This is a genomic window from Alteromonas abrolhosensis (assembly GCF_001953635.1).
Classification (GTDB): Bacteria; Pseudomonadota; Gammaproteobacteria; order Enterobacterales; family Alteromonadaceae; genus Alteromonas; species Alteromonas abrolhosensis.
The window spans coordinates 182,985-195,162 of sequence record NZ_MEJH01000003.1 but is presented as its reverse complement, the minus strand read 5'-3'; the positions used below and the strand labels follow the sequence as shown (position 1 = coordinate 195,162).

The 12,178-nt window shown below is 44.9% G+C and carries 8 protein-coding genes and 1 other RNA gene; 3 read left to right on the top strand and 6 right to left on the bottom strand.

Annotated elements, in window-relative coordinates; all coding sequences use genetic code 11:
* Window positions 1-31 precede the first annotated feature (31 nt).
* An RNA gene (rnpB, locus tag BGK61_RS02955) (RNase P RNA component class A) lies at window positions 32-382 on the top strand.
* Between the two features lie 109 nt (window positions 383-491).
* On the opposite strand, the gene BGK61_RS02950 is transcribed toward rnpB, so the two are convergent.
* Window positions 492-2,888: a TonB-dependent receptor gene (locus BGK61_RS02950; RefSeq protein WP_076011299.1), complete on the bottom strand. Its 2,397-nt coding sequence runs from the start codon at window positions 2,886-2,888 to the stop codon at window positions 492-494.
* 377 nt (window positions 2,889-3,265) lie between these two features.
* Here BGK61_RS02950 and BGK61_RS02945 point away from each other — a divergent pair, with 377 nt between their 5' ends.
* Window positions 3,266-4,228, top strand: coding sequence for a DMT family transporter (locus tag BGK61_RS02945; RefSeq protein WP_076011297.1), 963 nt, complete (start codon window positions 3,266-3,268; stop codon window positions 4,226-4,228).
* 162 nt (window positions 4,229-4,390) lie between these two features.
* On the opposite strand, the gene BGK61_RS02940 is transcribed toward BGK61_RS02945, so the two are convergent.
* Genes BGK61_RS02940 through BGK61_RS02930 form a run of 3 tightly spaced genes read right to left on the bottom strand, consistent with a single transcriptional unit; the run spans window position 4,391 to window position 9,237 of the window.
* Complete coding sequence (locus BGK61_RS02940) at window positions 4,391-5,155, bottom strand: substrate-binding periplasmic protein (protein WP_076011296.1); 765 nt, start codon at window positions 5,153-5,155, stop codon at window positions 4,391-4,393.
* A 24-nt stretch (window positions 5,156-5,179) separates the two neighbouring features.
* Entirely contained in the window at window positions 5,180-8,059 is a 2,880-nt protein-coding gene (locus BGK61_RS02935) for an ATP-binding protein (protein ID WP_076011295.1), read from the bottom strand.
* The gene (locus BGK61_RS02930) at window positions 8,059-9,237 is read right to left on the bottom strand and encodes an ABC transporter substrate-binding protein (protein ID WP_014997420.1); all 1,179 of its coding nucleotides are present in this window, start codon (window positions 9,235-9,237) and stop codon (window positions 8,059-8,061) included. The genes BGK61_RS02935 and BGK61_RS02930 overlap by 1 nt, the downstream gene beginning before the upstream one ends.
* Window positions 9,238-9,581: 344 nt before the next feature.
* Here BGK61_RS02930 and BGK61_RS02925 point away from each other — a divergent pair, with 344 nt between their 5' ends.
* A complete protein-coding gene (locus BGK61_RS02925; RefSeq protein WP_076011294.1) occupies window positions 9,582-10,076 on the top strand; it encodes a 3'-5' exonuclease in 495 nt (164 codons plus the stop codon).
* A 92-nt stretch (window positions 10,077-10,168) separates the two neighbouring features.
* On the opposite strand, the gene BGK61_RS02920 is transcribed toward BGK61_RS02925, so the two are convergent.
* Window positions 10,169-10,639: a hypothetical protein gene (locus BGK61_RS02920; RefSeq protein WP_014997422.1), complete on the bottom strand. Its 471-nt coding sequence runs from the start codon at window positions 10,637-10,639 to the stop codon at window positions 10,169-10,171.
* A gap of 250 nt (window positions 10,640-10,889) precedes the next feature.
* Window positions 10,890-12,035 carry a methionine adenosyltransferase gene (gene metK / locus BGK61_RS02915; RefSeq protein ID WP_076011293.1) on the bottom strand — a complete coding sequence of 382 codons (1,146 nt, stop codon included), beginning with the start codon at window positions 12,033-12,035 and terminating at the stop codon, window positions 10,890-10,892.
* Between the last annotated feature and the right edge of the window lie 143 nt (window positions 12,036-12,178).

The window sequence follows — 12,178 nt, the reverse complement described above, 5'->3', positions numbered from 1 at the left end:
ATTGTAGGGCACTTCATGTAGAATGCGCCGCGGAGTTGGCCAGGCAATCGCCGCTTTCGTAAGAAAGGGGAGGAAAGTCCGGGCTCCAAAGGGCAGGGTGCCAGATAACGTCTGGGCGGCGTGAGCCGACGACAAGTGCAGCAGAGAGAAGACCGCCTAAGCATGTTTACATGCCGGTAAGGGTGAAAGGGTGCGGTAAGAGCGCACCGCACCTCTGGTAACAGAGTGTGGCAAGGTAAACTCCACCCGGAGCAAGACCAAATAGGATCCCTCAACGTGTGGCCCGCATGGGGATCGGGTAGGTTGCTTGAATCAGTGAGTGATTGCTGATCTAGAGGAATGATTGCCCACGACAGAACCCGGCTTACGGCCAACTCCACTCTTTTCCGAAGTGACTTTTCAAAAGCTCTTTTAGGTGAGGCATTCTTCTTAAGCAGGTGAAGCCTCTACCCGAGAGTATATTCCCCCAGGCAGAGAGGTTTTATCGTCCGTTACTGAAAGAAATAACGGAAGGTTGCGCCTACAGTGCGTGGCTGATTAACGGTAAACCCTAGGCGAGCTCGTCCACCACGCTCTCTGTCAAACGATAGCTGCGCGTTTTCATCGAGCAGATTGTTGGCGTATAACAAGATTTCATAACTATCGTAAGTTAGGCCAAAGCTCATATTAAGCGTGCCGTAATCGTCTAACAACAAATCTAATTCCGTTGTTTCTGCACCAGTGGCACCGCCAAAGGCAAGGCCTGAGGTGAACACACCGGCACCTGCAACCTGGTCACTAGGCTGAGTGATGCGGTCACCTACGTATTGGTAAGAGCCTTGGAAATAGGTACTGTTTGACGAGAACAAGGGCTGCGCTAAATCGTAGGTAAATGCGATAGCGAAGCTCTCTTCAGGAACTGAAGCTAATCGGTTACCGTCTTCAACACCGCCTAGTACTGCGCCATCACCGTCAACAACAGTTGAATCAAATTCAGCTTCAATGATGCTACCGGTTAATGAGAAAAAGAGTTGATCAGTAAACTGGCGTGTTAGCTCAAATTCAATACCTTGGGTATGCGCTTCAGGTACGTTAAACGACACACGTGACGAGCAAGAACCCGCATCTAAAGTAACCTGAAGATCTTCAATATCGTTATAGAAAGCCGAGATGTTAGCCGTCCACCCACGACCTGAAGACTTCATGCCAATCTCATAGTTAGTGAGCTTTTCATCGTCATAGTCTTGGAATGAACCAAAGATGGCTTCATCTTGGTCGGTACACAGGCTTCTATTTAGCGGGTCGTTAACGCCGCCAAGTCTGAATCCTTGAGACACCTGAGCATTTAAATTCACGTTTTCGTTTACGCTATACTGGCCAATAACACGGGACGTAAAACCGTCTGACTCTGTGGAATCAGTCTGGTTGTCGCCGTTGGCAAACAAGCCCCCAGAGATAAACTGACGCTCTTCTTCGTAATCGTAAAAACGCGAGCCTACAGTCATCTTGAAGTCATCGTTGACTTGGTAATTTACTTCACCAAACACAGCAAGTTGCGTTAAATCGTATGGCAGGTAGGCGTTGTAAGGCGAATCCTCTCCAAAGCCGTTGGCAACGGCTGCTGATGTGCCTTCGCCTAACGTGGCATCGGTGAACGCATCATACCCTGGCGTAGGCAGAGATTGATCGTAAACACGGTTGGTTGACGAGTAGAAAGCGCCAACTAGCCAATCTAGTGCGCCATCGCCATTAGATGCAGCGCGAAGCTCAAAGGTATCTTGCTCTACTTCTGTTCGGTCCAAAAGATTCGACGGTAATAGTACGGCTTCATCCGGAAACCCTAAGTCAATACTTACAGAGCCCGAAAGCGCGCTGGCATCACGACTTACAAGAATATCGCGGTCGGTATAGCTATACACGAAAGTGAAGTCAGCAACGTCAGCCTTATATTCAGCAGTTACGTCAGCAATCAAGGTATCGTCAGAGAAGCCTTCTTCTAGTAGTAAGTACTGCTCGCGCTCACCCAATTGTATAGCTGGGCGGGTCGTGGTGTAAGGGTTAGCAAAGACATTGTACACTTCCTGCCTGTTAAACCCGTTCATCTCTAGTTCTTGGAAGATAAGTCGTGGCGTAATGGTGAGTTTATCGTTAGGGGCGATAACGAAGGCCACACGTCCACCAGTTCTGTCGCCGTCGTTAACGTCTTCGCTAAACGCGCCGTTTTCACCTAACGCATCTATAAAGCCTGCGTAATCAGTGCGGTATACCACCGCGCGCATGGCAATGGTGTCGGAAATAGGTACGTTTACCATGCCCTTAACATGACCACCCACACCGCCGTCTGTCACGCTATTAAGGTTAGCTTCAAACTTACCTTCAAAGGTGTCGAGCTCGGGCTGGTTGGTGATATAACGAAGGGTTCCGCCAATAGAGCCAGAGCCAAACAGTGTACCTTGCGGACCGCGCAGGGTTTCAATGCGATTAAGATCAAAAAGGTCGAGATCAGGGGTAAACAGAGACAGCGAGATCACGCTTTCATCAAGATATACGCCTACTTGCTCTTTAACGCCAGGTTGGTCTCGTACAATCTGACCTGCTGAAACGCCACGCATAGATACTTGGCTTTGGCCTGGGCCTAAGTTCTGAATAGACACGCTCGCCACGTTTCGTGCGACGTCTTCTAAATTTCCTGCACCGCTGCGTTCAAAGTCTCGTTGTGTTTGTGCGTTGATTGAAAAAGGGATGTCTTCAATGGATTCTGCGCGTTTTGTCGCCGTTACAATGATCTGCTCAAAGTTATCGTTATCCGCTTGTTGTGTATCCTGTGCTATTGCGCCAGTACTAAGCAGGCTCATTACCGCAATGCTAAGTGTGCTTCGTCTAAACGACGATTTTTCTAATGTAAACATAAGTCCATCCAGGTTGGTTGTTTCTATTTTGTTATCAGGCAAGGGCGTAATGTGGCAAAAATATTCAGTCATTTCTAGGTATGATGAAATAAATATTTCAACTTTAGTCTAATAATTTTATTTTCATTTCAAATGTTAATTCAGGGTTAATTTGAATTGTGCTGGAAATGTGCGTCTAAAAGGTCAAAAGAAGCGTCTATCTGGCTAATTACAAAACCATTAATCTCAGTATGATTAGATAACTGATTCGCTTTGATTTTGAAGGCACTGATTTATCAACGATTTAGGTGAGTCATGAATAGCTGTTTAAAAACTCGTCAGAGGCGAAGTAAGTAGAGCACAACGTAAATGAGCGAAGCTTTTGTGGAGAATAGAAAGTGAATAAAGCAGTAGAAAACGCAGTAAGCACAAGCGACGCACTAAAGGGCGTATTTGCAATTGTTGTAGCAAGTTTCTTGTGGGGAACAACAGGCACTGCGGCCCAGTTTGCTCCAGATATCAGCCCACTTGCCATCGGTGCATTTGCCATGGGTATAGGCGGCGTTTTACTGTGCTTAACTGCTAGGAAATCATTGGTAAAGGATGTGAAACTGCTTGTTTCTAAAGCGCCTACTTTTTCGTTTGGAAGCGCCTGTGTTGCTATTTACCCTCTAGCATTTTATAGCTCAATGCGATTGTCTGGCGTTGCCATTGGCACCATTGTGTCTATTGCGAGTGCGCCCCTGTTTGCCGCGCTTTTAGAATACTTTTTAGATAAAAAGCCCGTATCGTTAAAGTGGGCTGTAAGCTTCGTGCTAGGTGCGTTGGGGATAGGGCTATTAGCAATGGGCAAAGCGCAGGGAATGCTGGTGATGCCTGAGTCTCAAAGTGCTCAAGTATTTGGCGTAGTGTTAGGGCTTGTTGCAGGCTTAACCTATGCGGGATATTCGTGGGCTGCGAAGCAGCTTATTAATACTGGCGCTAACTCAAAATCAGCCATGGCTGGACTCTTTGGCTGCGCTGCGCTCGTTCTGCTCCCATCACTTGCAATTACCGGTCAGAACTTGTTTGCCAATATTACTCATACCAGTGTCTCTCTCTATATGGCCATAGTGCCTATGTTTCTTGGATATTTGTTATTCGGCTACGGCCTTCGCACTACAGAGGCAAGCAAAGCCACATTGATCACGCTAATTGAGCCTCTGGTTGCCACACTGTTTGCTATCTTTTTAATTGGCGAAGTATTCAAGCCGGTGGGATGGGTTGGAATGACGCTAGTCTGCCTTTGTCTTTTCATTCAATCAGTTAAACTACCAGCGGCGTTAAAAATAGCTGGTCGCAACACAACGGTTAAGTGTTAATGGTAGCGCTTGTGTCAGCGCCTTCTGAGTGAGCAATTATCTAAGCGGATTGGTATAAATTAAATCTTAAAGGCTATCATCGATTTATCAGAGATTGAGGTTAACTAAGCGGAGAATTAAGGTATCGCTAGGATTAAGACTAACGCGATGAAACACGGTTCTTCATAGCGAAAAGTCCGAATACTTATCAAGTATTTGTTTGATTTGCCCGGTTTGATGCAGATAGGCAATTGCGCTGTTAATAGCAGGCATTTTATCCTTGTGTCGATTATGAACGCGTAAAGCCAGCTTGCCTTGCGTGTGAACAGGGCCTAAGGCAATATCAATACCGTGAATTGAAGACCAGTAGCGCGAGGCAGCTTCTTCCATGATGATGATGTCTATTCGCTTTTTACCAAGGGCTAAAATAAGATTACTTTCCTCTTGAAAGTCCATCCTTACGAACTTGTCTGAATTAAAATAAATATAGCCGGAAATCATTCCCACGGTTTCCCCATAAATAGAGGCTACGTTGGGGTATCGGCTGCGATTTTCGGGCAGCGTAATAAAATATTCAGTGATGTCGAGAATGGGGGCTGAAAAAGTAAAGTCGCCAGAGGGCTCATTATCAGACAACCAGCTAGGGCTGAAGAAGTCGAAATCGAGCTTACCTGTTTTAAATGCGAACATGGCACGCTTTGTAGAAAGCATGACTTTTTCGGTCTCGATACCGGCTCTATCCATTATAAGAGGTAAAATTTCAACTAAGATGCCGGCTCTATTTTCGTCTACAGCATTTTCGTACGGTATGGAGCTGCCAGACGTTCCTAGGTTGTACCTCAGTACTTCATCTGCAGTGGCTAGATCGCAAATAAGCAAAACGTTAATTAATAAACTAAACGATGACGGTCGTTTAATGAAACTTATAATTCTCAATAATGCTTTCAATCAGGGTTTTCCACAACAATGGTACTAATGGACAGCGTTTTCTTCGCTGTTTCTTTCAACACTTGCCCAATGCTCAACTTTGTCTATAAGGTCGGCAGCATCGAAAGGCTTGCTTAAATAGTCGTCCATCCCTGCATTAACACAGCGTTCTTTGTCTCCCTTCATAGCGTTAGCGGTTAACGCAATAATGGGTACGTCTAAGTACCGTGCTCCCGCTTCGCCATTTCTAATTCGCTGAGTGGCTTCGAAACCATCCATTTCTGGCATCTGACAATCCATCAAGATAACATCAAAGGTGACTTTCATCTTATTCAAGGCTTCTAGCGCCTCTAAGCCTGATTTTGCGCTTAGTGTTGTATGATTGCTAAGGTGTTGTTTAACTATAATCTGATTAATGTCGTTATCTTCAACAATAAGTACTTTACGTTTCTTACCTTTTTCAAGCTTCAGTCCAGGCACATGGTGAACGGGCTTAAGCGATGCCTCGTCGGCTTCTTCCAGTGAAATAGTAAACGCAAAGGTACTTCCTTGGCCTTTTACGCTTTCAAGCGTAATGTTGCCGCCCATGAGCTCACAAAGTTGCTTGCTTATCGATAGGCCAAGACCCGTTCCGCCAAACTTGCGCGTTGTGGAGAGATCTTCTTGCGTGAAAACATCAAAAATGGTGCTTTGTTTATCTTGCGCAATGCCAATTCCGGTGTCTTTCACACTGCATAAAAGTGTAAGAGTACCGTCAGCGTTTTTCTTGATACTGGTCGTTACTTCAATGTGTCCGGTATCGGTAAATTTAACGGCATTCCCCAGAAGGTTTGAGAGTATTTGTCTAAAGCGTACATCATCACCCTGTACAACGTGGTAGCCTTGTAAATCAAAGTGAAAATGTAACTCTAACCCTTTCTCTTGGCACATAATGGCGTATTGGCTTTGAAGGTTCTCAAGTGACTCCAAGATATCAAATGGGTTTGCTTCAATCTGCAGCTGGCCAGCTTCAATTTTAGAGAAATCCAAAATATCGTTAACGATATGAAGAAGACCCTGAATACTGAATTTAGCAAGGGATAGGTAATGCTTTTGCTCTTCACTAAGTTCAGAGCTGGCCATTAACTGTAAAACGCCCGATATACCGTGTATAGGTGTGCGAATCTCATGGCTCATACTTGCCAGGAAGCTAGATTTCAGACGTGCAGACTCTTCTGCTTTTTCGCGTGCTTCTTGTAGATATTGTTCTGTTTGTCTTTGCTGAGTAACATCCTGTTGAAACCCGATATAGTGAGTTACTTCACCGCTAATTTTAACAGGGGTTAAATTCAAACGGTTGTAAAAGGTGCTGCCGTCTTTTTTATAGTTAAGCAGCGTAGTTTCAATAGGCTCGCGTGTTGCTACCGCTTTGCGAATTTGATCAACCGTGTGTTTATTCGTTTCTTTACCCTGCATTGACCTGCAGTTTTGGCCAATAATTTCTTCTCTGTTATAGCCTGTGAGTTCTTCAAATGCACTGTTTACATAAATAACAGGTTGACCTACACGCCTAATGTCAGAAATGATGATTGACACGGTGGCTTCGTCCATCGCGTGAGTAAGTACTTTGACATGGCTTTCCAAACTCCGCTGTTCAGTTTCGTCACTACCCACATAAATATCGCCACGGATATTGCCGTTAGCATCGGCCAGTGATGTTTTAGTCCAATGGACATAGTGCTCTTGTCCTGTAGATACGGAGAAGTGGGTAAGTTCACTACTCTGCGAAGACGCGAGCTTTTTCATAATGAACTTTAAAATACCGTTCTTTTCACCATACTGATCGTTGCAAAAATCGTCGAAGCGCTTATTAGAAAGCAAAATTTGTTTGTCTTGGTCGACCACAACAAGCATGTCGCCCATTGATTCTAATACATTGGAAAACTGTTCGTTCGACAGCGACACTTCAGTCAAATCCCAAATCAATTTGTCGAAAGCTTCTCTAATATCCGCTAGCTCTTGGGCTTCAACTTCACTATCAAGGCGAAGTGAAGTCGATTCATCGCTGTTCAGGCGATTTTTAATATCGTTGTACAAGGTCGAAAGTGTGCGTTCGGCAAGCGTTCCTGTCATGCTAACCATATGCAAGATGATAAACACAAAGCCTACAATCATTGCCAGCAATACAATTCCCGTCCACGCGGCTTCTCTGTATGCGGTGATGGTAGGTTTAACACTGTACAACGTAAGATTTTGCCAATCAGCCTGTTTTATTGAGTAACCGCTGTCATCAAAATCGGAAAAGGACGAGTTTGGTGCAATGAGTGACGGCTCACTGCTAAAAAGCACATGACCGCTAGAGTCAGTAACAAGTTGATTAGTAAGTCGAGGGTAGGGCGCTAGCAAAGACTGTAAGCTGTCCACATACATAACAAGTGCGCCTTCAGCGACGCCTCTTAATAACACCGGAACGCTTATTAACACGCCATACTGAGACACCGAAGAGAAAGTATTTGACGAGCCCAGCGTTTGCTGACGCCAAGCACTGCTGAGCGATTCAGGAATAACCGCATTCCAGTTTTTATCTATTACCCGGTTTCCAGCGAAATCAAACAGCGCAAACTCTACACTTTTTGCCTGCGTTAGGTTTAGCGAGCGGAAAAACATGGGCAAATAATTATCCCGCTGCTCAAAATCTACCAGCGAATTAATAATAATGTCATTGGCTGCCAAATCTGCCAACTGCCTTGTGGTGTCACTGACGATGTAATTGATGTCTTGTTCTAAACCATCTACAGACTGCTGTTGAAGCTGATCGGTTTGCTTAACAATGAAATGAAATGAAAGTGCAAATAGTAAGATAGACAGCACCGCGACCAGTAAAACCAGTCGCGGAAGCATGCTCGAAAGCAGAAGAGCGCGTAACCTTGGAGGGTGCTGCTGCATTATTGCGCGCCCGTTGTTACCAAGTAGCCTTTTTCGTTAAACTTAGTCATAAAATAATCCTTTGCCCATAGCGCGTCATGTCTGTCTACAGAAAATGGGGCAGAATAGTGCTTAACCGCACCCTGTACATTCTCTAGGGATTCTAGCGCTTCGCGTAATGCATCTACATCTATACTATCAGCTTTATCGGCAGCCGCCGCTATTAAATGAACTAAATCATATGCATGGGCTAATCCTGTCACGCCACCAATTGCAGTAGCATCAACCAAACCGTACTTATTATAGTAGGCTTCTAGCAAGCTTTTTGCCTTGCTATTTTTCTGGTGGTTAAAGTGAAAGGTTTGTAGCACTGATACATTGTAATTACCGATGGGCACGGCAAGTGCTGAGGCAAACTGGCCTGACGCAACGCCCCAATGTGATATCACGGGAAGGGATGTCATTTCTTGCTTCGCCATTTCATCAAGTACTACAACCCCTTCTGGGACATTGGTAACTAAAATGATTGCCTCAGCTTTCGCACTTTTTATCGCGGCCATGTCCTCAGAAAAGTCTTTTTGCTGCCAGTTTATCCAGTGGGTTGCGGTAATATTGATGTCTTTCTCGTTTGCCGCTTGGGTTAATGACTCTAAGTTCGAGCGTCCCCATCCCGTTCTCTCAAGCACTAGTGCGATATTGGATAATCCCATTTGCTTAACGTGACTAATAAGAACTGACGCAGCCTCTGCATCGCGAACCGATACCCGAAATATATTATTTGGCGAATGCCCGTTATCTATAATAGGTGTACCCGCAGCCCATGGAACTAACATCAGAAGATTCTTTTCATGAACAAGATCGATTTCAGCGAGGACGACCGGCGTGTGAACGCCACCTACAACGGCGAGTAAATTCGGTGTTTGAGAAAATTGCTCAATATTATATACGCCGCGGGCTGGGTTGCCGCGATGGTCTTTTGCCACTACCTTGATTTGGCGACCAAGTATACCGCCTTTAGCGTTTATTTCGTCAACGGCAAGCTCTACACCTCTTGTTATGGCAACGCCGCCTTCGACCGCTACCGCTGAAAGATCGGCATCGATGCCAATAATGAGGGGGTCAGTTGAGCTAAATGCTTTGCTTGCTGTAAAAATAGAAACAATGTAAATCAGCGAGAGAAAGAAAAAAGATGCACGCATGAATAGGCTACCTAAACGATAATCTTAAAAGTGTATAGCAATGCGCCCAGTCTTTTAGCGCAAACGTCTTATCCTTTAGTATAAGTTTTGCAATTTTTGAAGGAATTTCGCTGTTTTTTCCAAGGTGTCGTGGTTTTTTGTGTACGACAGGTACTAAAACTCGGCGTAATAAATGTGGCACGATTCTGCCATCAGCTTGTATTAAAAAATAGAGTTTGTATGTTTACCGGACAGTTCGCGAATATGATCAGTTATTCTGTCTGTGTTCTGGTGGCAGTGTAACCGCCTGGTGAAAACAAATAGCGGGCCTTGCAAACAAAGATGAACAGCGGTTTGGAGTGTGAGTGCGAAAAAATACCCTGCCAACAATAATAGACATTGAAGCAAGTGGATTTGGCGCAGCGAGTTATCCTATCGAAATAGGTATCGTGCGCTATGATGGTGCAAAGTGGTGTAAGTTGCTAAGACCCTTTGATTCTTGGGTACACTGGGACAAGAAAGCAGAATCATTGCACGGCATAACACAACAAATGCTACAAACGCGGGGGGAAGACCCGCGTAAAGTGTGTATTGAGCTAAACCACTTTCTGGGAAATACGGTGGTTTATAGTGACGGTTGGGTGGTAGATAATCCTTGGCTAATTAAGCTTTACGCCGCAGCGCAGATAGAGATGTCTTTTACCTGTAGAGCCCTTGAATATATTCTGTCCGAAGCCCAAATGAATCAATGGCATGATGTTAAAAATCGCCTTGCAAGGCAACTTGATGTTAAGCGTCATAGAGCAAGTTCTGACGCATTGGTTATTCAACAGACTTACGCGAAAACTCAATTTCAATGATAGCATCGAAGCTATTTGGCACATTTAACAAGTGAAGTATGAGTTCGACATGTGCATCTGAAGCGCATGACTCAATTAAAAGCAGGCCTTCCCTAAAATAAGTAATTCACACCCAAAGAAAGGGCCATATTTTCTTCATCCCCAACTTGTCTGTGCTCAATTTCTACCGCCATGTTTAACCCTTCACTTTTTCCTAGAAGCCAGCCAAGCCGGGTGAACGTGCCAACATCATGAGGCAAATAGAGCCACTCAGCATAATGCTGAAAGGCAGTATTATTTGTTTTGTAGGTTGCATAGACCTTTTGCGGAACCCAAGTATCGAAACGACGGCTAGCGCTGAACATGCCTTGGGAGCCAGCTGGATACGTATAGCTGTTGTCGTATAAATAAGTTTCGGTAGTAGATTGAACGCGGTACATACTATTTAGCTGCCACCGGGCTATTTTCTTGCTTTTGAACTGAATAGGACTGTAGTTGATATCATTCGTGTCCGCGATTACAGGAGCAGCCGTCATAGACGCAGCCAAAGTAAGTGCCAGAAAAATACCAGTAACCACATTCATGGAAGGGCCCAAGTTGTTGTTATCATAGCTTGTAAATAACAAGGAAATACAAGCAACGGTGTGTTCGTTTAATAAGCATAGCCGCAAAAAATAAATGATGAAAATATTCTTCACCACTTTTTATATGCCAAATTAATTTGGCTTGCTCGCCATCACCCAATAAAAAACGCCGCGAGTTCATATAACAGCTTTAGATCAAAGTGTTACAAAAACTCAGCGGCGTTTTCAACAAGCGCTTTTTAATATCGAATTAAATCGATGCTTTTAACGCTTCTGCTTTATCTGTTGCTTCCCAAGGGAATTCGTCACGACCAAAGTGACCGTATGCAGCTGTTGGGCGATAAATTGGGCGCTCAAGGTCTAGCATTTGGATAAGGCCATAAGGACGCAAGTCGAAATGTTCGCGCACCAGTGCAACGAGTGTTTTCTCATCGACTACGCCAGTGCCAAAGGTATCGATACTGATAGACGTTGGCTCTGCTACACCGATTGCATAAGACACTTGGATTTCGCAACGCTTGGCAAGACCTGCTGCAACAATGTTCTTAGCAACGTAACGACCCGCGTATGCTGCACTGCGGTCTACTTTTGATGGATCTTTACCAGAGAATGCACCACCGCCGTGACGGGCCATACCACCGTAAGTATCAACAATGATTTTACGCCCGGTTAAGCCACAGTCGCCCATTGGACCACCGATAACGAATCGACCCGTTGGGTTGATGTGGAAGCGTGTATTTGCATCAATCCACTCGCTTGGAAGCACAGGCTTGATGATTTCTTCCATTACCGCTTCGCGAACTGTTTCCGTGCTTACTGAATCGCAGTGCTGAGTTGATAGCACAACCGCGTCGATGCCTACAGGCTTGTCGTTTTCATACTTGAAAGTAATTTGGCTTTTCGCGTCTGGGCGCAACCAGTCTAGCTTACCAGACTTACGCACTTCAGCTTGTTTTTGAACAAGGCGGTGAGAGTAAGTGATTGGCGCTGGCATTAGCACATCAGTTTCGTCGCTGGCGTAACCAAACATTAGGCCTTGGTCACCCGCACCTTGTTCTTCAAGGCTTTCACGATCAACACCTTGGTTGATATCGGGAGACTGTTTACCAATTGCGTTTAATACCGCACATGAGTCGGCATCAAAGCCCATGTCTGAGTGCGTATAGCCAATTTCTTTGACTGTTTTACGAGTAAGCTCTTCAATGTCTACCCATGCAGAAGTGGTAACTTCACCACCTACCAAAACCATACCGGTTTTTACATACGTTTCGCAGGCCACCCGAGCGCGAGGATCTTGTTCTAAAATAGCGTCAAGAACCGCATCTGAGATCTGATCAGCAATTTTGTCCGGATGTCCTTCAGACACTGACTCGGATGTGAATAAATGCGTGGCCATAAATGCTCCGTAAGCGTTAAATTATCAAAATAGTCGTATATTGTACTAAAACAAGTTATAAATACCAGTCTTTACTTCTAGACGTCTAAAAGTCTCTTCGTTACGAATAGTTGACACAACCCGATCACTAATGGGGTTATTCA

Excerpts from the sequence above, each read along its gene's own strand:
- BGK61_RS02920 (WP_014997422.1), bottom strand. The coding sequence starts at position 10,639 with ATGAATGTGGTTACTGGTATTTTTCTGGCACTTACTTTGGCTGCGTCT.
- BGK61_RS02930 (WP_014997420.1), bottom strand. The coding sequence starts at position 9,237 with ATGCGTGCATCTTTTTTCTTTCTCTCGCTGATTTACATTGTTTCTATT.
- BGK61_RS02950 (WP_076011299.1), bottom strand. The coding sequence starts at position 2,888 with ATGTTTACATTAGAAAAATCGTCGTTTAGACGAAGCACACTTAGCATT.
- BGK61_RS02935 (WP_076011295.1), bottom strand. The coding sequence starts at position 8,059 with ATGCAGCAGCACCCTCCAAGGTTACGCGCTCTTCTGCTTTCGAGCATG.
- metK (WP_076011293.1), bottom strand. The coding sequence starts at position 12,035 with ATGGCCACGCATTTATTCACATCCGAGTCAGTGTCTGAAGGACATCCG.